This is a genomic window from Ruminococcus flavefaciens MA2007, from assembly GCF_000621845.1.
GTDB classification, from domain to species: domain Bacteria; phylum Bacillota; class Clostridia; order Oscillospirales; family Ruminococcaceae; genus Ruminococcus; species Ruminococcus flavefaciens_E.
In genome coordinates, this window is the sequence record NZ_JHXF01000010.1 from 145,620 (window position 1) to 167,809 (window position 22,190).

General features: G+C 42.5%; 23 protein-coding genes and 1 other RNA gene. 8 read left to right on the forward strand and 16 right to left on the reverse strand.

Annotation, left to right across the window (positions count from 1 at the left end):
• Window positions 1-30: 30 nt before the first annotated feature.
• The 9 genes from lepB to T497_RS0106935 all read right to left on the reverse strand — a co-directional run bounded on the left by lepB (window position 31) and on the right by T497_RS0106935 (window position 6,375).
• A complete protein-coding gene (gene lepB / locus T497_RS0106895) occupies window positions 31-774 on the reverse strand; it encodes a signal peptidase I (RefSeq protein WP_028514988.1) in 744 nt (247 codons plus the stop codon).
• A 118-nt stretch (window positions 775-892) separates the two neighbouring features.
• On the reverse strand, window positions 893-1,237 hold the full coding sequence (gene rplS, locus T497_RS0106900) for a 50S ribosomal protein L19 (protein ID WP_028514989.1): 345 nt from the start codon (window positions 1,235-1,237) through the stop codon (window positions 893-895).
• Between the two features lie 276 nt (window positions 1,238-1,513).
• A complete protein-coding gene (locus T497_RS0106905; protein WP_028514990.1) occupies window positions 1,514-2,305 on the reverse strand; it encodes a class I SAM-dependent methyltransferase in 792 nt (263 codons plus the stop codon).
• Window positions 2,306-2,320: 15 nt separating this feature from the next.
• On the reverse strand, window positions 2,321-2,974 hold the full coding sequence (locus tag T497_RS0106910) for a TIGR03936 family radical SAM-associated protein (protein ID WP_028514991.1): 654 nt from the start codon (window positions 2,972-2,974) through the stop codon (window positions 2,321-2,323).
• Window positions 2,971-4,809 carry a TIGR03960 family B12-binding radical SAM protein gene (locus T497_RS0106915; protein ID WP_028514992.1) on the reverse strand — a complete coding sequence of 613 codons (1,839 nt, stop codon included), beginning with the start codon at window positions 4,807-4,809 and terminating at the stop codon, window positions 2,971-2,973. The genes T497_RS0106910 and T497_RS0106915 overlap by 4 nt, the downstream gene beginning before the upstream one ends.
• 14 nt (window positions 4,810-4,823) lie before the next feature.
• Window positions 4,824-5,321, reverse strand: coding sequence for a hypothetical protein (locus T497_RS16100; protein ID WP_037324580.1), 498 nt, complete (start codon window positions 5,319-5,321; stop codon window positions 4,824-4,826).
• Window positions 5,284-5,775: a GNAT family N-acetyltransferase gene (locus T497_RS16105; protein ID WP_051530566.1), complete on the reverse strand. Its 492-nt coding sequence runs from the start codon at window positions 5,773-5,775 to the stop codon at window positions 5,284-5,286. Before T497_RS16105 ends, T497_RS16100 begins: the two co-directional genes overlap by 38 nt.
• Window positions 5,775-6,167, reverse strand: coding sequence for a cytidine deaminase (locus T497_RS0106930; RefSeq protein WP_028514994.1), 393 nt, complete (start codon window positions 6,165-6,167; stop codon window positions 5,775-5,777). Before T497_RS0106930 ends, T497_RS16105 begins: the two co-directional genes overlap by 1 nt.
• A 4-nt stretch (window positions 6,168-6,171) precedes the next feature.
• Complete coding sequence (locus T497_RS0106935) at window positions 6,172-6,375, reverse strand: DUF896 domain-containing protein (RefSeq protein ID WP_028514995.1); 204 nt, start codon at window positions 6,373-6,375, stop codon at window positions 6,172-6,174.
• A gap of 130 nt (window positions 6,376-6,505) precedes the next feature.
• Between T497_RS0106935 and ymfI the strand changes: the two genes are divergently transcribed.
• From ymfI to T497_RS0106955, 4 genes are all read left to right on the forward strand, one after another.
• A complete protein-coding gene (gene ymfI / locus T497_RS0106940; protein ID WP_028514996.1) occupies window positions 6,506-7,210 on the forward strand; it encodes an elongation factor P 5-aminopentanone reductase in 705 nt (234 codons plus the stop codon).
• 10 nt (window positions 7,211-7,220) lie between these two features.
• Entirely contained in the window at window positions 7,221-7,805 is a 585-nt protein-coding gene (locus T497_RS0106945) for an HD domain-containing protein (RefSeq protein WP_037324584.1), read from the forward strand.
• A 182-nt stretch (window positions 7,806-7,987) separates the two neighbouring features.
• Window positions 7,988-9,925, forward strand: coding sequence for an LTA synthase family protein (locus tag T497_RS0106950; RefSeq protein WP_028514998.1), 1,938 nt, complete (start codon window positions 7,988-7,990; stop codon window positions 9,923-9,925).
• 10 nt (window positions 9,926-9,935) lie between these two features.
• Window positions 9,936-10,325, forward strand: a complete 390-nt coding sequence (locus tag T497_RS0106955) for a thioesterase family protein (protein WP_028514999.1) — start codon at window positions 9,936-9,938, stop codon at window positions 10,323-10,325.
• 36 nt (window positions 10,326-10,361) lie between these two features.
• Here T497_RS0106955 and T497_RS0106960 read toward each other — a convergent pair whose 3' ends face one another.
• Window positions 10,362-11,822 (reverse strand): S1C family serine protease, encoded by a 1,461-nt coding sequence (locus T497_RS0106960; RefSeq protein WP_028515000.1) that lies wholly within the window; start codon window positions 11,820-11,822, stop codon window positions 10,362-10,364.
• A 959-nt stretch (window positions 11,823-12,781) separates the two neighbouring features.
• Between T497_RS0106960 and T497_RS0106965 the strand changes: the two genes are divergently transcribed.
• Both T497_RS0106965 and ssrS read left to right on the forward strand, forming a co-directional pair.
• A complete protein-coding gene (locus tag T497_RS0106965; protein ID WP_028515001.1) occupies window positions 12,782-13,072 on the forward strand; it encodes a DUF1292 domain-containing protein in 291 nt (96 codons plus the stop codon).
• 87 nt (window positions 13,073-13,159) lie between these two features.
• A non-coding RNA gene (gene ssrS, locus T497_RS17985) (6S RNA) lies at window positions 13,160-13,344 on the forward strand.
• 50 nt (window positions 13,345-13,394) lie between these two features.
• Here ssrS and nrdG read toward each other — a convergent pair.
• The 3 genes from nrdG to T497_RS0106980 form a co-directional block, all read right to left on the reverse strand.
• Entirely contained in the window at window positions 13,395-13,895 is a 501-nt protein-coding gene (gene nrdG, locus T497_RS0106970; protein WP_028515002.1) for an anaerobic ribonucleoside-triphosphate reductase activating protein, read from the reverse strand.
• Window positions 13,896-13,904: 9 nt separating this feature from the next.
• Complete coding sequence (locus tag T497_RS0106975; RefSeq protein WP_028515003.1) at window positions 13,905-16,223, reverse strand: anaerobic ribonucleoside triphosphate reductase; 2,319 nt, start codon at window positions 16,221-16,223, stop codon at window positions 13,905-13,907.
• A gap of 246 nt (window positions 16,224-16,469) precedes the next feature.
• Window positions 16,470-17,321: a hypothetical protein gene (locus T497_RS0106980; protein ID WP_028515004.1), complete on the reverse strand. Its 852-nt coding sequence runs from the start codon at window positions 17,319-17,321 to the stop codon at window positions 16,470-16,472.
• Window positions 17,322-17,528: 207 nt separating this feature from the next.
• Between T497_RS0106980 and T497_RS0106985 the strand changes: the two genes are divergently transcribed.
• Entirely contained in the window at window positions 17,529-17,879 is a 351-nt protein-coding gene (locus T497_RS0106985) for a hypothetical protein (RefSeq protein WP_028515005.1), read from the forward strand.
• Between the two features lie 38 nt (window positions 17,880-17,917).
• The gene (gene pyrE, locus T497_RS0106990) at window positions 17,918-18,571 is read left to right on the forward strand and encodes an orotate phosphoribosyltransferase (RefSeq protein ID WP_028515006.1); all 654 of its coding nucleotides are present in this window, start codon (window positions 17,918-17,920) and stop codon (window positions 18,569-18,571) included.
• A gap of 36 nt (window positions 18,572-18,607) precedes the next feature.
• Here pyrE and T497_RS0106995 read toward each other — a convergent pair whose 3' ends face one another.
• The 3 genes from T497_RS0106995 to T497_RS0107005 form a co-directional block, all read right to left on the reverse strand.
• A complete protein-coding gene (locus T497_RS0106995; RefSeq protein ID WP_242839981.1) occupies window positions 18,608-19,771 on the reverse strand; it encodes a permease in 1,164 nt (387 codons plus the stop codon).
• A gap of 119 nt (window positions 19,772-19,890) precedes the next feature.
• The gene (locus T497_RS0107000; RefSeq protein WP_028515008.1) at window positions 19,891-21,492 is read right to left on the reverse strand and encodes an FAD-dependent oxidoreductase; all 1,602 of its coding nucleotides are present in this window, start codon (window positions 21,490-21,492) and stop codon (window positions 19,891-19,893) included.
• A gap of 14 nt (window positions 21,493-21,506) precedes the next feature.
• The gene (locus T497_RS0107005; protein ID WP_028515009.1) at window positions 21,507-22,190 is read right to left on the reverse strand and encodes a 4Fe-4S dicluster domain-containing protein; all 684 of its coding nucleotides are present in this window, start codon (window positions 22,188-22,190) and stop codon (window positions 21,507-21,509) included.

Consider the following 22,190-nt stretch of genomic DNA (forward strand, 5'->3'; position numbering starts at 1 on the left):
GCCTCCTGTTCGTATTATTATGTTGATTTATCAGAAATTAAGGAATTTGAATTCCTTGATAGGTGAATATCTGATAAGTGCTTTTCCGTATATCTGTTCTTTCTTTATAAGGCCAACATCGCCGCTTCGGCTGTCGGAAGAATTTCTTCTGTTATCGCCCATAACGAAATAGTAACCCTCGGGTATTGTTATGGGGAAGTCAAACATTCCGCCGTCGGAAATGACAGTCTCCTTTATGTAAGGCTCGTCGAGGACCTTTCCGTCAACGATTACCTGCTCGTTTTCAGCGTCAATGTCGATAGTCTGACCGGGCTCGGCAATAACTCTTTTGATTATGCATTCTTTAAGAGATGAGCCGGTAATATCTCTTTCATATATGCTTCCGTCTTCATTGAGAAGATATGCTTCATCATTATTGATAACGACGATATCTCCGTAATGAGGACCGCCGTAGATAGTTGTCATGAAGATCCTGTCCTTGTCCATGAGAGTATCGTTCATTGAACGTCCCACAACGTTTACAGGGTGAAGCAGATATGTAAATATCATTACGATAACAAACACGGTAACAAGAGTCGATTCGATTATCTCAAGGATATCGTCAACGATCTTGCTTTCCTTTTCCTCTGCCTTTTTTTCTTCATCAGCTTTATCTTCTGAAGCTTTTTCGGTATTTTCAACAGCTTCTTCTGCTTTTTCTTCGGCTTCAACATCAGTTTCGGATACTACTTCTTCCTCTGTGTTTTCGGATAAATCTTTTACTTCATCAGCCATATTTGCTGCCTCCAGACCATATTAAATATCATAATGTAGCAAAAAAGGGACTTTAAGTCCCTCAAGGAAAGAAGATGAGTCAGCCGAAATTGATCGGCTGAACTCAGTCTGCAACCTGTTAGCGGATCTGTTCCTTGACCTTAGCAGCCTTACCAACTCTGTCTCTGAGGTAGTAGAGCTTAGCTCTGCGAACTTTACCGTATCTTACGACCTCTACCTTGTCAACAACAGGAGAGTGAAGTGGGAATACTCTTTCGATACCGCAGCCGTGAGCAACACGTCTTACAGTGAAAGTCTCGCTGATACCGCCGTGCTTCTTAGCGATAACAGTTCCCTCGAAAACCTGAATACGGCTTTTGTCGCCTTCCTTGATCTGTACGTGAACCTTTACTGTATCACCTACATTGAATTCGGGAACGTTTTCCTTCATGCTTGATTCGCTGATTAACTTGAGTGCATCCATTTTATTTTCCTCCTAAAATTTCCGAACATTCTTACCTGTTCCGCAGCAGCCGTTCAGCATTCGGCTTGTGCAGAAATAATATAATAATATGTGTACTTATAAGTACAAAGGCTCAAAATGAGCATCAGGCAGCGGACTATCCGATTTAATGTCTTTCGGCATTAACCCTCATTCGGGCATAAAAATACCCGAACGGATTTCAAATGCTTTTATATCATACCACACTCTGACAAAAAATGCAAGTGTTTTTTGTGCAAAAATATATATTTAATATATTTACTTCTTTCTGAGTATCGCCATTGCCGCATGATGAAGTATTTCAAGGTCATTTGAGGGAGTTTTTGCAAGCATTTCCATGTGCTCATGCTCCCAAGCTGATATTTCTTCTTCACTGAGTGAAGCTCCGACGCCGCGGCAGGCTTTCATTCTTCCGTTCCAGCTTTCACGGGTAAATGGTACCATCAGGTCATAATCCTCGGCGTGTTCAATGTCGAAATACTCTTTTGCTATCTCAGGAACAAATACAGGCTGACGGGTATATCCTCCTCCTGTCCACTTAGGATTGTACCTGAGAACAAGTCTTTCGCTGTCCCCTGCTATTTTATCCTCGTCAGGCAGCCAAGCCATGAATAATATGACCAGTCTGCCGCCTTTTTTCAATAATCGAGCCAGTTTAGGTATTACTACGTCATAATCAAAGTAGAAAAAACACTGACAAGCGGTTATTACATCAAAAGTTTCATCAGGAAAGTCGAGCTTCTCTGTGGCTGAAACTACAAAATCAATGTTCATTCCGCTGCTTTGAGCAAGCATTTTTGCCTGTGCTATCTGGTTTTCGGAAATATCGGCGCCTGTCCATTCTGCTCCGTAATGATACATATTGCGCGGTACAACGCCTGTGCCTGTACCGATATCAAGAACACGCTGGCCTTTGACACAGAGTCCTCTTTCGGCGACCTTGTCAAAGAAAAGGGGCGGGTATATATCTCTGAATTTAGCATAATCGGAAGATGTACGTCCCCAGTCGAAGGCTTTTCCGCCGTCGATATCATTTTTCTGTATATCCATTTTTTACTCCTTTTGTTATTCAAATACTGTGTTATCGGCGCATAAAATCGCTGTTCTGCGTATGTTTTTTGTCTCAAACGGGATCTCTGTTGTTTTTTTCAATGCTTCAATAAAAAGTGTTGGATTGTAGTTGGTCTGAGTACCTGCAGGCAGATACATTGAAATATCAATGGAATTTTCTGTCTTGTTACAGGTGAGTATCTCCATATCGGGCTTTATATCCACTGTTTTTAAGCCTTTTTTAGTTTTTTTCTCAATAAATATCTCGGGACTTGCAATAAGCTCCTGCACAGCGGTGAAAAGTTCGCCTGTTTCATCGGAAACAAGAGAAAAACTGTATTCAGCCTTGGCGATTGCAGTTATTTTCTGCTTTTGCTCAGCGACTTTAACTATCCGCATTCCCTCAGGCATTACGGCGTTGAGCTTGTCCCGTATTTCATCAAAAGGGATGTCCTCATTGAGGTTGAAGTCCAGTATCTCGCAGCTGCTCTCAAATCCAAGCGAAAGTGCCAGTGCAAAGCTGTAATACGGGTGCGGATTGAAACCCTCGGTATACCATATAGGCAGACGTGAACGCCTGAATGTTCTCAGCATACAGCGGTTAAGGTCAAGGTGGGAAATGTATTTTGCGCGTCCGCACTTTTCGAATGTAGCTCTTACACGTATCAAAAGCATTCCCTCCCGACTTTTTTATTAACTCCGCAGCCTGAACATCTCAGGCGGCAGTTTGGTGTTGTTTTGGATTGATGAGCTGTTTTGTTCTCGCGGATAAGAAATTCCTTTGATACAAGATAATCAAGATGATCCCACGGGAGTATCTCGTCGTACTCAAATCTGCGGTTTGCATAGAATGAAGTATCTATGCCGCATTCCTCGAAAGCCTCCAGCCACTTGTCAAAATGGAAGTATTCGTCCCAGCTGTCGAATTTACAGCCTTTTTTCCATGCAGTGTAAACTGCCTTGCACAGTCTGCGGTCTCCCTTGGCAAGTATGACTTCAAGCATACTTACATCGGGATTGTGATAGCTTACCTTTATTTTCTTTGTTTTCACGGAATCAAGGAGAAGCTTCTGCTTGTGTTCTATCATTTCACGAGTATCCTGCGGCTCGAACTGAAACGGAGTAAAGGGCTTAGGAACGAATGTAGCACAGCTTATTGATATCTGTACTCCCCTGCCCTTCGGACGATTCTCTATGCTGTAATACAGGTCGATTATACGGTTTGCAAGCTCGGCGATACCTACGATATCCTCATCGGTTTCAGTGGGGAGTCCCATCATGAAATAGAGCTTTACCGATGAATAGCCGCCTTCAAAAGCTATTCGGCAGGTATTCATTATCTCTTCTTCGCTGACATTCTTGTTTATAACGTCGCGGAGACGCTGTGTACCGCCCTCTGCCGCGAATGTAAGACCACTCTTGCGGACTCTTTTTATCTTTTCCAGCAGAGATTCCGAGAAGTTATCAACTCTCAGTGACGGAAGCGAGAGATTTATCTTTTCGCTTACCGTATAGTCAAGAAGCTGTGTCAGAAGAGGATCAATTTCCGAATGGTCGCTGGTACTCAGTGAGGCAAGAGAAATTTCGTCATATCCTGTATTTTCACAGAGACTTTTGGCTGATTTGCATATTGTATCAGCGTGTTTTTCACGGAAAGGTCTGTAGATAAATCCTGCCTGACAGAATCGACAGCCTCTTATACAGCCGCGAAGCACTTCAACGGAAACTCTGTCCTGAACTATCTCAGTGAACGGAACTACGAAATTGTCCGGATAATAGACCTTGTCAAGGTCTTTGATTATGCGCTTGCGGACTACCGCGGGGGCGCCGTTTGTGGTTTCAACGTGATCTATAGTTCCGTCGTCTTTATAGATAAATTCGTAGAATTTCGGTACATATACGCCCTCAATTTGACAGGCTTTGCGAAGAAAATCATCCCTTGAAGCGCCCTGCTTCTTCATTTCGTGGTAAAGGTCCATGAGTTCGAGGTTTACTTCCTCGCCCTCTCCGAGAACGCATATATCAAAGAAATCGGCAAGGGGCTCGGGATTACAGACGCAGGGACCGCCTGCAATGACTATCTGGGTGAGCTCCTGCGTTCTGTCCTTAGAAAATATGGGGATCCCTGCAAGATCAAGCATATTGAGGACGTTTGCGTAGGAAAGCTCATACTGCATAGTGAAGCCGATAAAATCGAAATCCTTTATTGGATCAAGGCTCTCCAGTGCATAGAGAGGAATATCATTTTCACGCATTACGGCTTCAAAATCCTCGCTTGGAGCAAAACAACGCTCACACCAGTAATTCTCACGCTCATTTGTAAGAGAATAAAGTATCTTCATGCCAAGGTGTGACATTCCGATGTCATATGTATCGGGAAAGCAGAAAGCGAATCGGACGTCTATTTTTGATTTGTCCTTTATAACGCTTCCGACTTCTCCGCCTATATATCGCGAGGGCTTCTGAACTTCCAGAAGATGTTTTTCGATTTTATCTCTAAGCATATTTCCTCCAAATATCAGTATCTTTTATCAGCAGGTATCAGTGACATAAAGTCTCTGTACTCTCCGTGCCAGCCTATGGGTACGAAATTTTCAAAGCTTTCCGGCTTCGGAAACTGAGAATACAAGGTATTTCTGTCAAAATCAATGAATAAAGCCGCGTCATAATCCTTTTTGCGGTCATCATGGGCTACCATGCGGAGCAGTCTGAGCTCGTCTGCTGAATATCTGCATTTGAACAGATGCGCAAGAAAATTATTTGCTGTAAAACCATCAATAACCTCGATATTCCAGCGCTTTTCGCAGAATTGCTCATAGGTTCCTATGTCAGTCTCGAGCTGTTCCTTGGTTTTGCCTCCTTTTTTATAGGCGAGCTCCCAGATGGAATAAAGCTTTTTATAATCCATTTTCCATAGATTCTTTGGAGCGACATACCATTCAAAATGCCGTTTGAACATTACACCGACTACTATATTTTCACCGTATTTCGGCAATACTTTCTCTATCTGTTCCATAATTATCGGAAAGCTCCTTTTCAAAACATATCATATCACACAGTTGAACACCTGCTTCGTATATCGGGTGATCATAGTTATCAATAAAAAAGTTCTTGATAACGCCGCATTTTCTGAAGCCGCATTTTTCATAAAACGGAACAGTCAGCGGACTGTCACCTGTTCCGAGAATAAGTCTTTTGAAAGCGCCTGCGAATTTATTTTCAACATAAGAGATAAGCGCTCTGCCGAATCCTTGACGCTGAAATTTTTCAGATACAGCGATGTTTTTCAGTTCAAGGGTAAAATCTCCCTCGTCGGTAACTATGCAGACTGCACATACCGTATCGTCACTTTTCATTACGAAAAGCCTGCCGCGGTCAAGGTATTTCATTATCATTTCTTCCTGCTCATCGCCCAGCAGAAGAAGTTCCATATATTCGGATTTATGTGCTGATACTTCGGCTATTCGTATCATTTCATGCTGTCCTCGTTGAAGCGTTTGGGAAGAAAATCAGAGAGGCTGTATTCGCCGTCGGAGAGAATTATCCTGAAACTGTCGCCGCAAAATTCGCTTAATACCTGTAAGCAGGCTCCGCAGGGAAAGCATGGCTTGGAGAAATCATCGTTTCCGCTTCCTGCGATAGCGATCGCTTCAAAATCGGTATATCCCTCGGAGACTGCCTTGAATACAGCAGTACGCTCGGCGCATATAGTCAATGAGTAAGAGGCATTTTCAATATTGCAGCCTGTAAATACTCTGCCGTCAGATGTGAGAAGAGCTGCTCCCACAGTGAAATGAGAGTAGTTGGAATATGATTTTTCGGCAGCCTTTACAGCTGCTGCATAGAGCTCGTCATTGCTCATGGACTCACCTTCCCTTGCCTACCTTACGCTTTTTGCCGTCAGGCGTCATAATGTATGTGTTTTCAAGCTGTGCAGCGAGATTGCCTGTTACAGCTCTTCTGTATTCGTTTCTGAGCTCGGTCTGTTCAGCCTTTTCAGCTTCTGTAAGTCCCTCAGACTTGGATTTGTGAGCAAGCTCGTTGATACGATCAATTTTTTTCTGATCCAATTTAAACACTCCTATAATGATATATTTTATATTGTAACATGGATTCGCAGTAATTTCAAGTATTGGACTGGATTTTTAGCTTATATTATGATATAATTACTTTAAATAACGCTTTAGTAAGGAGAAATATATGAAAAAGGCACTTGTTACAGGCGGAGCAGGCGGTATCGGTGAAGCAATATGCCAACGTCTTGCGGCTGACGGATATTTTGTATATGTAAACTACGCTCATTCAGCTGAAAAAGCAAAGAAAATCGCAGAGGACATAGGTGGAGAAGCGGTCTGCTTCGATGTTTCGGACGTTAATGCTGTAAAAGAAGCGTTTAATACTATCGGAAAGCTCGATCTTCTCGTAAATAATGCGGGAGTTTCGGATATCGACCTTTTTACGGCAATTTCGCAGGATTCAGCTGATAAAATACTGAATATAAATCTTAAAGGCGCTATGAACTGCGCAAGAGCAGCTCTGCCATATATGATCAATGAAAAATCAGGAAACATCATCAATATTTCCTCAATGTGGGGACAGTGCGGAGCTTCCTGCGAGGTTGACTATTCTGCTTCAAAGGCAGGAATGATAGGCTTTACAAAGGCTCTTGCCAAGGAAGTTGCACCGTCGGGGATACGTGTGAACTGTGTATCTCCTGGATTTATAATGACGGAAATGAACAGCCGCTTCTCGGACGAAGATCTGGAGCTTATAAAGGAAGATATCCCGCTCGGGATATTTGGTGAGCCGCGACATATCGCAGACGCAGTTGCATTTCTTGCATCGGGAAGCGCTGAATACATTACAGGTCAGGTTCTCGCTGTAAACGGCGGAATGGTGATTTGAGGTGATAAGTATGAAAGAAAGACTTGAAAAGCAGATCAATTTTATATTAGAACTGGATAAAATGAAGAATCTGTACCGTCAGACCTACGTACTTCATGAGGACAGAAAGGAAAACGACGCAGAGCACAGCTGGCATATCGCAATAATGGCGATATTGCTGTCAGAATATGCAAATTCGGAGATAGATACTGCAAAGGTCATAAAAATGCTGCTTCTGCATGATGTTATTGAGATAGACGCAGGCGATACATACTGCTATGACGCTGTCGGAAACTCCACTAAGGCTGAGCGTGAAGAAAAGGCTGCACGAAGAATATTCGGACTTCTGCCCGAAGATCAGTGCACAGAGTTTTATGAGCTTTGGCGCGAATTTGAGGACAGCGTCACTAAAGAAGCTCGATTTGCAGCTGTTCTTGACCGTTTGCAGCCTCTTATGCTCAATTACACTAAAGGCGGTATTTCATGGCAGGAACATGGTATACATAAAGAACAGGTACTAAAGAGAAATGAGAATTACTTCGGTGAAGCTGATGAGCTTGCAGAGCTTATCAGATCGGTTATTGATGATGCGGAAAAGAAGGGATGGCTCAAATAGCTGTGCGCAAAATGCACAAATTTCATCTGCTGTTGCCGTACACTATTACTAAAGCGCTGAATTTCGTGAACAAACGGTGATATTTCTTTTGATAACTTGAAGTTTATGGCGTATTATGTTATATTTATAATGTTAGATAATATAAATACCAGTATTTGTGTTTGAAAAAGGATGATAACAGTATGAAGAAAAAAATAAATGTGAACGTCGATGTATCTGATGAAAAAGATAAAAAGACGTTTATAAAAGATATAAACGATCCTATAGAGGCTGCTATTGAACCAAAATCAGAAGGTAAGGAGCATTTTTCACGATTCAGGAGATTCAATCAGAAGCGCGAGGAAAATACGGCTAAGTATCATAAATTCAATTCGCTTCTTATGCTTGTCTTCCCTATTTTTATCTGCTTTATGGCGGAGATAAATCAGGGAAAGTACATAAAGCCGTTCCTTGTTTTTGCTGCTGACCGACCTACTGTTATTCTGTTCGATATTCTTCTGACGGCGGTAGTTTTTGCTTTCTTCCTTGGCATTTTCAAAAAAGGCTGGATCGCTATGCTTGCTCATAGTATTTTATATATGGCGCTGAGTACAACTGAGCTTTTTAAATACGGAACTAACGGAAATCATCTTATTCTTTCTGATATGAAGCTTCTCAGGAGCGTAAAAAGCCTTACTTCCTTTGCCTATATCAAGATAACGCCGAGGCTTCTTATCTATTATGCCATAGTTTTGCTTTTTGTTACTGTGGCTATGTACTTTAATCCGAAATTAAAAGCAACTCCTATGCGCAGAGTGGCTATTTGCTGCGGCTGCCTGCTGCCGTTTGCAGCACTTGTGGTCCTGCCTGCATTTTACAATCCTGTATACAAGACTTTCAAGGTTGACACAACAAGTGCAACTAACGCATTCAAGCTCAATGAAAAATTTGATAATAACCGTTTTCTTGCCTTCCTTGTTCAGACTGCAAGCGAAAGCTATTCCAACAGAATAGTTGTTCCTGAGGACTACAGCGAGGAGTACATTGATGAAATAATGGATATCCCTGTTGATACAGACGAGGACTTCAATGGTGGCAAAAAGCCCAATGTTATCGTTATAATGAGCGAATCATACGCTGATTTCCGTGCTTTTGACCAGCTCAATATTGATAAGAAATACTATCAGAAATTTGACAATGCCATATCCGAAGGTCAAGGCGGAATCGCTATCACACCTACTTATGCAAGCTGGACTGTACGCTCTGAGTTTGAGCTGCTTTTCGGTCTCCCTGTAAGAGGTCTCAATACTCCTAATATGCCGCAGAGAGAGCTTGCTGACCGTGCACAGCCTGCACTTGCTCAGTATTATAAGGCATGGGGCTACAATACTGTTTACGTTCACCCGTTCCAGAGCACTTTCTACAGCAGATCAAGAATATACGGACATTTTGGTTTTGAAAAGATGATATTCCACGATGATTCGACCAATACTACGGATTTTACCGTTCCTGTTGAGCATTTTGGTACATATGTGGACGATTCAACTGTATTTGACCAGATAATCAAAGAGATAAAGACTTCAAAGAAGCCTGTTTATCTCCATACTACAACAATGCAGAATCATCAGCCCTATGATCAGGGGGATGATCCTGAAGATGAATTCGGCAATTATCTTACATGGATCAGTCATACAAATGACGGTCTTGAAAAGTTCCTTTCGGAGCTTGATGATATAAAGGAACCTACACTTGTTTTCTTTGTAGGAGATCATTTCCCGTCACTGAGAGGAGAAACAAGCGTATATAACCAGCTTGGACTTACAGGTACTAACTGTGATACTCTTTATCAGCAGAAATATTTCTTCTGGAGCAATTATGACGCTGATTTCTCCTATATTCCTGAAAATGAGGTCTCATTCTTCTATATTCCGTATGTTATCCTCAATATCATTGACGCTCCAAGAGATGCCTTTATTGAAAAGATGAACGGATTCATGGAAAGCCTGCCTGTGTACTCTAATGAGTATAACAGCGAGATTCCGAGAAACGAAGAGCTGGATATTCTTACTCTCGACAGAGTTGTAATGGAGGAGTATTCCCCTTCGCCTATTCCCGAAGAAGAACTTACTACTCAGGATTAAGGAGCAAACTATGAAAGAACTTACAAAAGGAATCACAGGAACATCTGAACTGACTGTTTCAGACAGCGAGCTTGCAGTAAATGTAGGCAGCGGCAGTCTTGAAGTCTTCGCTACTCCTGTAATGGTAATGCTTATGGAAAAAGCGGCTTGCAGCTGTATTTCCGAATACCTTGAGGGCGATGAAACAACTGTCGGCACTGAGATGAATGTAAAGCATATATCTGCAACACCAAAGAATATGAAAGTCTGCGCAGAAGCAGAGCTTATCGAGATAAATGGCAGAGAACTTGTTTTTTCTGTAAAAGCTTATGATGAAGCAGGAGACATCGGTGAGGGAATACATAAACGCTTCCTTGTTTATGGCGAGAAATTCACTGCTAAAACTTACTCAAAGATATAAAATAAAAAGTTCACTCATTTCGAGTGAACTTTTCTTTTAGTTTTCTGAAGTGTTTGGATCACTTTTGGGATCTTTCATATCCTCGGATACATATTTTACTTCCTGCAGGGTTACTTTTATTTTGATATCTCTTCCGTTTCGGGATACTGTAATGGTAACTGTGTCCCCTGCTTTATATTTATCTCTTATTTCGTTAAGTTCCTGAGCAGTTGATACTGCTTCACCTTCGATGTCGATTATTACGTCTCCGATCTCGATTCCTGCAAGATCGGCAGCACTTCCCTCCTGAACAGTTCTTACATAAACGCCTACAGGAATGTTCCAGTAACGGGACTGAGCTTCACTGATATCGTTTGTAGTGATACCGATCCGAGGTCTACCTGTAACGTATTTATAATTGATAAGGTCATCTATTATGGCTTTAGCTTCCTTTATAGGAATAGCAAAGCAGAGACCTTCAACACTTGCCAGATTGCTGCTGTAGCTTGTTGACATTTTTGCGGAGTTTATACCTATTACCTGTCCGCAGCTGTTGAGAAGAGGGCCGCCTGAGTTACCGCTGTTTATAGCTGCGTCTGTCTGTATAAGGTTCATTTTTCTTGCGTTTATGTCTATTTTTCTGTTTAATGCGGAAACGATTCCACTTGTAACTGTTCCGAACAGGTCAAATCCGAGAGGATTGCCGACAGCGATAACGAGCTCGCCGACTCTCAGATCTTCGCTGTCACCGAGAACAGCTGGTTTTAATCCTTTTTCGTTGACTTTAAGGACTGCAATATCAGTATCGGGATCGAAAGCAATTATACTTGCTTCGTGCTCTGATTCATCGCTGAACAGAACTGAAACTTCAGCAGCTTTGCCTGCCTTGTATTCCTCGTCGTAAACAACATGAGAGTTTGTAACGATATATCCGTCTTCAGTGATTATGAAGCCTGTTCCTGTTGCTCTGAACTGCTGTGTTTGCGGCTGAGGATTCCAGCCCCATATGCTGAAAGGCTGTTCCTGTTCGTACTCAAAGGTCGAAGCTACGCCTACGACTGACGGCATAATAGAATCAACTATATCGGGGAGTGGTTTTGCGTCCGACCTTGAAGCGAGCTCTATCAGACTTGGCAATGGTTTCTTATCGGTATCCTTTGGCTTCTCTTCATCGACTATTTTTGTAACTGTGCGTGATGGATCACCAGTGTATTCGGCTACCAATTCGTCTTTGGTAACGCTTAAAAACTTATATACCTTTACTCCACAGGCACATAATACCGCAACCGCGAGGACAGCAACTGCGCTCCTCAGGATAATATTTACCTTCCTTTTTGAAGATTTTGAAGTGTTTTCAGAAGTAAAAGCATATGATGAACCTGAATCAAACTGGGCTTCACTATTGCTTGATCTGTAGTCAAAAGAATTCTCGGTCTTGTCAGAAGAGTTGCTGCCAAATATATCACTTGATGTACTGCCTGATGACAGATGATCTCTATCATTGTAATTGTCTGACATACTGCTCGTCCTTTCTACATAAAGTCACTATTTTATATTATAAACATTTTTGTGATAAATATATGATAACATAAAGAAAAATACAAATTTATATATTGTATCTCTGTATTCAACAGAAAAGCCCCGACAGATTTACATCGGGGCTTAAAAAATTCTGTTTTTTTAATAATATAAAGCGACTTTCATCACTTTGCTAAATTACCCTTTGGACTCACCCTTTCGGATTAGATATTCAATGTGTACCACTTTTTCATGTACATCATTCCTTTTCTTCAAAAGTAATTAAGCGATGTAGTTTTTCTCCATTGGAATCACCTATAAAGTTGTATTTATCCGATCTGATCCTCGGATAGTTGCAATTTCATAAAGTAATAACCTATCTTCTCATTGGACTCTACCTCTTGTGAAAGATTTTTTCGCAATATATCTAAAGACTCATTGTCGAAATTTCAGATAACTCTGTATCTAAATATGTTGGACATGAAGCCGTTTAGATCAGCAATACGTCAGCCTTGTAATCGAATTATAAAGCCATATTGAGCTATTTTCAATGGAACAAGCACGAAGCCTATATTCCCTTTTTCACTGAATCCAATTACTCAGCAAGCCCGCCGGCTTCACGCAGCTGTGCGAACTTTTCTTCCATTGGACTCACACTCCCTTCCGCGTATTATCATTTACATTGAGGCTTTCACCTCAGTCCAAGTAAATACAGCTTGGATCGCTCATCTGAGCTCTCCTTTTCTTTGATTATATATTACCACATTTCTTGTGCATTGTCAATAGAAATCACATAATTATCACGGAACTTTAGTGTAATTCGGCGTATATCACAATGAAAGTTACTTCCCATTGACAATTTTATCAATAAACTTATTACTCAATTTCCCTCTTGATTTTTTTACTGTATTAGTGTATAATTAAAACATCAAATAGCGTAAGCTGGAATGGAGAATACTATGTCAGAAATGAATGAATACACACCTGAGCTCTTTGAGCTTATAGATGAAGAAGGAAATAAAAAACAGTTTGAACTTTTTGATTGCGCAGAGATCGAGGGCGAGCAGTATTTTGCTATGCTTCCTGCCGTTGAAGATGATGATTTCCTTAACTCCGACTGTGAGCTCGTTATACTTAAATCCATAGAAGAGGACGGAGAAGAGATCCTTGCTTCTATTGATGATGACGACGAGTTTGAAACGGTTTCTGCATTCTTTATGGAAAGATTACAGGACGCCCTTGAAGAATAAGACAATTTCATCAAATTTTAATAATTTTACATAGATTTGCTATTGATTTTTTGAAATCTTTATGGTATAATATATATAGAAAAAGAAAATATTCTGCCTTGTTCGGGTAAATATAGTTTTTATAATCCAACACATAATTCAAGGGAATTCAGCTCCGTATGTGGACTGCAGACCTCCCGCTTTGCGGACGAAGGGAGCGAGAAGCATAAGGGCGGGTACCCACCTGCTTCGTGCGGGTTTTATGCACTATATGACGGCAAGGCGGATTTTTTTACCTAAATAAAAAACGGTTTCCATACATTGGAAACCGTTTTTTTGTGTTTTATGGTTCTGTTTCGATTGCTTTACCGTTTTTCAGACTCTCCTGACAGTTGATATACCTCTGATTGGAGCTTCCGCGAAATTTTATCTCCCAATCCTTTTGTTCAAGGATGAAAGGTCCGTCGATAAGGAAATCGGTGACTTCAAGGAGCTCACCCCAGTGGTTCTGGCGGCGCTCTTCATAAAGCTTTTCAAAGGTATAGCCTGTATAGGTTATTATATCAAGTCCGAGCTTTTTGATCTCTTTGCCGAGAACAGAAAGAGCTTCTGCCTGACAAAATGGCTCTCCGCCGCTGAACGTAACACCGTCAAGGAGCGGATTGCCTTTTATTTTTTCGAGGAGAGCTTCTGTTGTAGTAACAGTTCCTCCCTCGAAATCGTGAGTCTGAGGATTGTGGCAGCCCTTGCAGTTATGAGGACAGCCTTGTACAAATATAGTAAATCGTATTCCGGGACCGTCAACGATTGAGTCGTTGACGGTTCCCGCAATTCTTATTTCCATTATATCACCTTACACATCATGCTTAACTCGGTCATGCTCTTCAGCACGCTTACCGTTGTTGAAGCGGTCAAGTGTACCAACAAGATAGCCTGTGATTCTGCGTATCCTGTCGAATGCGACGTTGTTGGAATGTTCTTTTCTACCGCAGCAAGGACAAGTCTCGCCGATGATACCTGTGTAGCCGCAGCAAGGATCACGGTCTACAGGGTGATTGATAGCACCGTAGCCTATTCCTGATTCCTTCATGCAGCGAACTATCTTTTCAAACGCGCTGAGGTTCTCAAGAGGATCACCGTCAAGCTCGATATAGCTGATGTGACCTGCGTTTGTGAGCTCGTGGTAAGGAGCTTCTATCTTGATCTTCTCAAATGCGCTGATAGGATAGTAAACTGGTACGTGGAATGAGTTTGTGTAGTATTCACGGTCTGTAACGCCCTCGATTACGCCGTACTTCTTGGCGTCCATACGTACAAAACGTCCTGAAAGTCCCTCGGCAGGAGTTGCCAGAAGTGAGAAGTTGAGACCTGTTCTCTTGGATTCTTCGTCGAGACGCTTTCTCATGGAAGAAACTATCTCAAGACCAAGCTCGCGGGCTTCTTCGCTTTCACCGTGATGAGCTCCGATAAGAGCCTTTAATGTCTCTGCAAGTCCGATAAAGCCAACTGAGAGAGTACCATGTTTAAGTACCTCGCCTACTGTGTCGTCAGGACCGAGCTTGTCGGAGTCTATCCATATACCCTGTCCCATAAGGAACGGATAATTTCTTACTCTCTTCTGTGACTGGATATTGAATCTGTGCATGAGCTGGTCAATGACGAGCTCCATTTTTTCCTCGAGCATTTCAAAGAAAAGACCTACGTTATGGTCTGCCTTGATAGCAAGACGAGGAAGATTTATAGATGTAAAGCTGAGATTTCCTCTGCCTGTAACTATTTCTCTTGAAGGATCATAGTTGTTTCCGATAACTCTTGTACGACATCCCATGTAAGCTATCTCTGTATCGGGATTGCCCTCCTTGTAGTACTGGAGGTTGTATGGTGCGTCGATAAAAGAGAAATTTGGGAAAAGGCGCTTTGCAGAAACTCTGCAAGCCAGCTTGAATAAGTCATAGTTAGGATCGGTAGGGTTATAGTTGATGCCCTCTTTGATCTTGAATATGTGTATCGGGAAGATAGGAGTCTCGCCGTTGCCGAGACCTGCCTCCTGAGCAAGAAGTACATTCTTGATGACCATTCTTCCTTCAGGAGATGTATCTGTACCGTAGTTTATAGAGCTGAAAGGTGTCTGAGCACCTGCACGGCTGTTCATAGTATTGAGGTTATGGATAAGTGCCTCCATAGCCTGATAAGTAGCTCTGTCGGTCTCTTTTTCAGCATTTCTTGTAGCGAAAGCCTGAATTTTCTCCGCAGTTTCCTTATCGGTGTACTTCAGTAGAAGCTCCATTTCCTTTTCTTTGTAGCCGTTATCATTAGCAAGAGTTGGCTTGAGTCCGAAGTTTTCTGACATTTCTTTCTTTATTTCGTCTACTGCTTCAAACTCGTTCTCTACTCCGCCTATCAGAGAGAGAGCTCTTGCGACATTCTGTGTATATCTTGACGCATAAGTTTTCTTTACGCCGTCAGCCATTGCATAGTCAAATGTAGGGATACTCTGTCCGCCGTGCTGATCGTTCTGGTTGGACTGGATAGCGATACAGGCAAGAGCTGAATAGCTTGCTATATCGTTTGGCTCTCTTAGGAAGCCGTGTCCTGTTGAAAAGCCGTTGGTGAACAGCTTATGCAGGTCGATCTGAGTACAGGTGGTAGTCAGAGTATAGAAGTCGAGGTCGTGTATATGGATATCGCCCTCGCGGTGAGCCTTTGCGTGTGCAGGCTCAAGGACATACATTTCGTAGTATTCCTTAGCGGATACAGAACCGTACTTTAACATAGTACCCATTGCTGTATCACCATCTATATTAGCGTTCTCACGCTTTATATCACTGTCTTTTGCAGGACTGAAAGTCAGCTCGTTAAGTACGCACATCAGATTGGTCTTCATCTCACGTGAGCGTGTACGCTCGTAACGATAGAGAATATATGCCTTTGCTGTTTTTGCGTGACCTTTTTCGATAAGGACTTTCTCGACGAGATCCTGAATCTCTTCAACAGTTGGAGTTTTTCCCGGATTCTGTTCCTCATACAATCTGCACACCTCGACTGCAACGTCCATAGCAACGTTGAAATCTGTACCCCCACGCGCCTGTGCAGCCTTAAAGATAGCGTTTGCGATCTTCTCTATATTAAAAGGAACTTTTCTTCCGTCTCTTTTAATAATGTGGATTATCATTTCTTTATCATACCTCCAAACACAATATATAGTGTCTCTCTTTCAATCGTTCTTTATAAGTATAGAACATAATTCATAGATTGTCAATGTAAGCTTTAGACAACTAACCAGAAGAAATGGTGCTTGTTTTTGGAGGAAATGTGCATAAATCATTTATAAAATGGACTTTTAGCGATATTTCGAGCTTTGAAAAGGTCTACAGATAGTAAATCGGTCAAACACTATATATAGTGTTTGACCGAAAAATTATACAGTATGACAAAGCACGTAATCAGCAATGGTTTTATATGCTTTTTCAGTAAGAGCTCCTGACTCTGAGTCAATAAATTCTTTTGAAATATTTCCGTCTACTCCCTTGAGAGCTGTGTTGGTATCTATGCAGTAAACGTTATTTGTATTAGCAATTGTTAAAAGCTTTGTATTGAATTCGTTTATGACGCCGTTGTCGATAGCACTTCCCTCTCCTGACGGCGGCAGCTGCATGATATAGATATCTGCGCCGGTGAGATATCCTCTTACATTTTTTACAAACTCGGTATAGTTTGAGATCATATCGTCTACAGAAGAGGTACCGATGTCATCTCCAAGCATGATATAAACCTTTTCAGGCTTTTTGGTCTGCAATATTTCGTAGGCTGTCTTTGTTCCGTATGAGGAATCCATTGTATATGTGTTGCAGTTTGCAGCACCAAGTTCACCGCTGCCGATTATATCGGTAAGTCCTGTATACTTTCCCATATCTATGAGAGTATTATCGGTCACAAGGCAGCATGAACCGAGATACGAAGCGTCCTTTGGCTGAGACTGGCCGATAGGATTTGTCACAGATGAACCGCTCTGCTGAACGATCTGTTCAGTGTCAGATGAATTGCCTAAGCTTTCGTTGTTCTGTTCGGCAGACGTTTTATCTTCGACAACTACTTTTTCAAATTCATCGCTGAAAAAGTTTTCGTTAAAGTTTGCGGCTACCATATAAAGAATGAAGCATGTTGCAAATGAGAGCATAAAAATAACGATTAGTCCCCAGAAGCTGAATCTTATCTTTGGTCTGCCACGCTTTTTATCTGAAATACGTGTAATACTTTTCTTTTTAGCCATATTAACTCCTGATATAATAAAGCGCTCCCCTGTAATCAGGATAATGCGCCGTAATTTTGCCGTTGCGGCAGTTATTAATATTATACCTCTTTTTCTTGCTGTTTGCAAGACTTTTAAGAAGTTTTATTTTATTTTTGCGTATCGGCTTGAATTCTGTTTCAAAATAGACTATAATAGTACTATAATGTTTTAAGGAGGGATGATCTGTTGTTCCATTGCGGCAAACCGATGATGAAAGGCTATTTTAAAATTGAAAAGCGCGGTATTCCTACAAAGGGCTCTTCACTTGAATATCCTGTCTCAACGTTTTATGACGGAGACAATAAAATATGCGAAGTTCCCGTGGATAAAACGCTTGGATATTACTGTACGGAATGCGGTATGCTTATCGGAGTTTTTCCTGTGACTCACCCAACAGGCTTTGCAGGAAAATACAATCAGGATATCGACGATAAAATTGATATTCTGCCGAAAAAGGTCTGCATCGAGTGCGGCGCAGAGATCGACGTTGATTATCCCCGCTGTCCATTTTGCGGTCATATCTATGAAGCAATATAACAGCATAAAACGATAATACTATATTGGAGGTACATAAAATGACTTACAAGGAAAGCTTTATAAAGTTTATGGTGGACTGCGGAGTTCTTACATTCGGCGAGTTTACTCTTAAAAGCGGAAGAAAGGCTCCATACTTCATCAACTGCGGAAACTATAAAACAGGTGCTCAGCTTGCTAAACTTGGTGAATATTATGCGGAGTGCATAAATGCTAATCAGATACCAGTTGATACCCTCTTCGGACCTGCATACAAGGGAATCCCGCTTGCTGTATCAGCTGTTGTTGCCCTCAGCAATAAGTTTGGCATTGATGTTTCCTACTGTTTTGACAGAAAAGAAGCTAAAGACCACGGTGAGGGCGGAATGTTTGTCGGCAAGACTCTTACAGATAATGAAAGAGTAGTTATTATCGATGATGTTATGACTTCTGGAAAGGCTCTGCGCGAGTCTATGCCAAAGCTTATGACTGCTGCTGATGTAAACGTAACAGGTATGGTAATAACTGTTGACCGTATGGAAAAGGGCACAGGCGAGCTTTCTGCTGTACAGGAAGTTAAGCGTGACTTTGGTGTTATCGTATATCCTATCGTTACAATGGAGGATATTATTGAAGCAATAAAGAACGATATTGTTCCAGGTAAGGAATATCTTGACAAGATGCTTGAATACAGAGAAAAGTACGGTGTAAAATAAAAGGTTAAGCGCTTCCGCAAAGGAAGCGCTTTTTCTTTACTTGAATAAGATTATCAGGAACTGGGATACCAGAACAATTGAGATAAGTGCGACAGGATATGTTGCTGCATAGGCAGAAGCAACGTTCTCTGTACCTGCTGTACTGATAAGAGTTCCGAGGGCGGGTGTTGATGTCATACCGCCTGTAATAGAGCCAAGATTGTTGAGAAGACTGAGCTTCAGAACATATTTAGCAAAGAGATAACCGATTATCATGGGAAGTATAGTCATTATCATGCCGTATACGAAGTATACTGCGTCAAAATACTGAACGAACTTAGCTCCGCCCGATACTCCTGCACCGATAAGGAAGAACATGAGTCCGAGCTCGCGGAATACCTTGAGAGTTGAATCCTTTGGCGTTATGGAGTACTTTCCGATTCGTCCGAAGTGTCCGAATATAAGGGATACAAGCAGACAGCCGCCAGTTGTTGACAGTGAGAAGTTGCCGAACTTGAATGAACCGATGATTATTCCAAAAAAGGCAGCCATTGAAAACGGCATGATACCAAAGCTGTCCATTTCGATGAGCTTGAACATCTTCTTCTCTTTAGTATCCTTCTTAGCTGTCGGAGCAAGCTGCTCTCTTTCCTTAGCCATATCTGCCTTTGTGAGCTTAGGGATTATCTGAACGAATAAAACAACGCCGATAACTCCGAAAATATAAGCAATAGCATAGCCTACTGAAACGATACTCTGTAAGTGGTCACTGCCGACTGCGTCCTTTGCAGCAGAGAAACCGGGGGTGCTTGTAAGTGCACCTGAAAGGATACCTGTCAGCATAGCAGTGAATTCCTCACTGTTAAGGTCAGTAAAGTTTCTGCCTACCATAATGCAGCCTGCACAGGCAAGTCCACCGCTTAAAATAATAATTATTGCGAGAATAACATAGGATTTGAAGTTTTTCTTGAAGTTTCCGAAGAAATTAGGTCCTGCAATGAAACCAACTGCTGTAACAAAGAGTATAAGTCCGAGGTTGTCAACTATTTTCAGCGCATTTCCCACAAAGTCGGTATTTATTTCGGCTGAAAGCTCTTTATAGAAAACGCAGCCGTAAATAAGAGCGACAATGAATACGCCCGCTGTACCGAGAGAAATGCCTTTTATTGTTATTCTGCCGAGTATATAGCCGAGAGCAGCTATGGCGATAACTGATATCATAAGAAAGGAAACGCCGTGAATCGACAGAATTCCGTTAAAACAATCCATTATTTATCACTTGACTTTCTTTTATAGTATACATACTTACGGGACGTCTTTTACGACGTCCCATAGTTTTATTATTTCTTTCTTGCGTAACGAGGGAGAAGCATTGGTGAAGCTGTATTGCTTGCAGCGCCTGCTGCTTCGAGCTCCTTATTGAACTTCTCAATATGAGCAAGGGTAAGCTTTGCAGGAGAAGCTGTCTCCTTAGCCTTTGCGGCTGCGTAGATACCTGCATTTCTGCCGAATACGATAACATCAAGAAGCGAATTGCCCATGAGTCTGTTTCTGCCGTGGATACCGCCTGCTACCTCGCCTGCTGCATAGAGGTTCTCAACTCCTGTAGCACAGTCATCGGATATCTCCAGACCGCCGTTCTGATAGTGGAGAGTCGGATAAACGAGGATAGGCTCCTTGCGGATATCAATTCCGTACTTGCCGAACATTCTCATCATTGCAGGAATGCGCTTTTCAATAGTGCCCTCGCCGTTCTTGTACTCTATCATAGGTGTGTCGAGCCATACAGCCTTGCCGAGAGAAGTCTCGATACCCTTGTTGCGCTCTGTACACTCACGGATAATTGAAGCCGCTGTAACGTCACGAGTCTCAAGTGGGTGCATGAATACATCGCCGTCGATATTTACAAGCTTTGCACCGAGAGAACGAACCTTCTCTGTAACCAGTGCACCGAATATCTGCTCGGGATAGCCTGTACCTGTTGGATGATACTGTAATGTATCAGCATAAAGGAGCTTTGCGCCTACACGGTAGCCGAGGATAAGTCCGTCAGCTGTAGCACCGTAATGGTTTGAAGTCGGGAAGCCCTGATAGTGAAGTCTGCCTGCGCCGCCTGTAGCGATAATTACAGTCTTTGCCTTGGCAACGAGGAGCTCCTTGGTCTCCATATTCATGAGAACAGCGCCTGCAGCTCTGCCGTTTTCATCAAGTATTATCTCAATAGCAGCTGTAAAGTCGATAACCGGGATACCGCGATTGATGACCTCATCGCGGAGAGTACGCATTATCTCAGCGCCTGAGTAGTCCTTTGCAGCGTGCATTCTCTTACGTGATGTACCGCCGCCGTGAGTTGTTACCATAGTGCCGTCGGGCTCTTTGTCGAACTCAACGCCAAGCTTATTGAGCCACTGGATAGCTTCTGGAGCCTTTGTAACCAGCTTCTTTACAAGCTCGGGCTTTGCTGCGAAATGTCCGCCGCCGAAAGCGTCGAGGAAGTGTATAGCAGGAGAATCATTAGGCTTATCAGCAGCCTGAATACCGCCCTCAGCCATCATTGTATTAGCGTCGCCGATACGAAGCTTTGTAACTATCATAGCCTTAACGCCTGCTTCATCAGCTTCGATAGCAGCAGAAGCACCTGCGCCGCCGCCGCCGATGATAAGAACGTCAGTTTCATAATCAGGAGCAGTAAGGTCTACGTCAGAAGCGCTGATACGGCTCTTGCCCTGTAAAAGCTCAGCAAGCTGTGTAGGAACTTTGTCGCCCTTGTTTACACCGGCGGAGAGAACTGTGAACTCCTCCTGCTTGTAATCGGGGTGGAAATGAGCGAGAAGCTCGTCCTTTTCCTCGGCTGTCATACGTCTGGGTTCAAGAGCAGCATTTTCGGCTCTCTTAGCTGCAACTACCTTTGCAAGCTCGTTAAGTTTATCTATCTTGTACATACTCTCTCCCCTCCTTACTTCTCGATCTCGCGGTGGTTGTACATATCTTTTATTTCTTCGATATTGTCAACTGCCTTAGTCATGAGTTCTTCGATCTCCTTATCGAAGATACCCTCGTTTACTTCCTTTACTCTGTCGGAGAGATGTCCGCACTCAGGCTCTATATACTTGCCGTTGAGACGTCTTGCAAGCATAGCTACCTGTGGGTGGGAAATACCTGCTGGACATCGTGACGAACATACTCCGCACATTACACAGTCAAAGCTCTCCTCTGCACACTTGTCGTACTCGCCTCTCTGAGCATATGCGATATACTGCATAACGTTGAGTTCCTGGGTACAAGCTTTTGTACAGGCATTACAGCCGATACAGCTGTATATCTCGGGATAAAGCTGCATCATTATCTGCTGAGTGGGCTTTATCTCCTCGATGTTGTAAATCCTCTTTTCAAGCGGGAAGAAAGGCAGAGTTGCTACGTACATTCCCTCCTGAATCTCTGTCTGACAGGCAAGACAGCCGTGAAGCTCTATCTCGCCCTTTATTCTGTATATGGTAGCACAGGCTCCGCAGAAGCCGTTGCGGCAGCCGCAGCCTCTTACAAGGTCGTAGCCTGCATATTCCATAGCTGTCATTATTGTAAGACCTGCGGGCACTTCGTACTTCTTGCCGAACAGGTAAACATTCAACATATTATCCAT

Coding starts and splice junctions, on each gene's coding strand:
- lepB (WP_028514988.1), bottom strand. CDS start 774: ATGGCTGATGAAGTAAAAGATTTATCCGAAAACACAGAGGAAGAAGTA.
- rplS (WP_028514989.1), bottom strand. CDS start 1,237: ATGGATGCACTCAAGTTAATCAGCGAATCAAGCATGAAGGAAAACGTT.
- T497_RS0106905 (WP_028514990.1), bottom strand. CDS start 2,305: ATGGATATACAGAAAAATGATATCGACGGCGGAAAAGCCTTCGACTGG.
- T497_RS0106915 (WP_028514992.1), bottom strand. CDS start 4,809: ATGCTTAGAGATAAAATCGAAAAACATCTTCTGGAAGTTCAGAAGCCC.
- T497_RS16100 (WP_037324580.1), bottom strand. CDS start 5,321: ATGGAACAGATAGAGAAAGTATTGCCGAAATACGGTGAAAATATAGTA.
- T497_RS0106930 (WP_028514994.1), bottom strand. CDS start 6,167: ATGAGCAATGACGAGCTCTATGCAGCAGCTGTAAAGGCTGCCGAAAAA.
- ymfI (WP_028514996.1), top strand. CDS start 6,506: ATGAAAAAGGCACTTGTTACAGGCGGAGCAGGCGGTATCGGTGAAGCA.
- T497_RS0106945 (WP_037324584.1), top strand. CDS start 7,221: ATGAAAGAAAGACTTGAAAAGCAGATCAATTTTATATTAGAACTGGAT.
- T497_RS0106950 (WP_028514998.1), top strand. CDS start 7,988: ATGAAGAAAAAAATAAATGTGAACGTCGATGTATCTGATGAAAAAGAT.
- T497_RS0106955 (WP_028514999.1), top strand. CDS start 9,936: ATGAAAGAACTTACAAAAGGAATCACAGGAACATCTGAACTGACTGTT.
- T497_RS0106960 (WP_028515000.1), bottom strand. CDS start 11,822: ATGTCAGACAATTACAATGATAGAGATCATCTGTCATCAGGCAGTACA.
- T497_RS0106965 (WP_028515001.1), top strand. CDS start 12,782: ATGTCAGAAATGAATGAATACACACCTGAGCTCTTTGAGCTTATAGAT.
- nrdG (WP_028515002.1), bottom strand. CDS start 13,895: ATGGAAATAAGAATTGCGGGAACCGTCAACGACTCAATCGTTGACGGT.
- T497_RS0106975 (WP_028515003.1), bottom strand. CDS start 16,223: ATGATAATCCACATTATTAAAAGAGACGGAAGAAAAGTTCCTTTTAAT.
- T497_RS0106980 (WP_028515004.1), bottom strand. CDS start 17,321: ATGGCTAAAAAGAAAAGTATTACACGTATTTCAGATAAAAAGCGTGGC.
- pyrE (WP_028515006.1), top strand. CDS start 17,918: ATGACTTACAAGGAAAGCTTTATAAAGTTTATGGTGGACTGCGGAGTT.
- T497_RS0106995 (WP_242839981.1), bottom strand. CDS start 19,771: ATGATATCAGTTATCGCCATAGCTGCTCTCGGCTATATACTCGGCAGA.
- T497_RS0107000 (WP_028515008.1), bottom strand. CDS start 21,492: ATGTACAAGATAGATAAACTTAACGAGCTTGCAAAGGTAGTTGCAGCT.
- T497_RS0107005 (WP_028515009.1), bottom strand. CDS start 22,190: ATGGATAATATGTTGAATGTTTACCTGTTCGGCAAGAAGTACGAAGTG.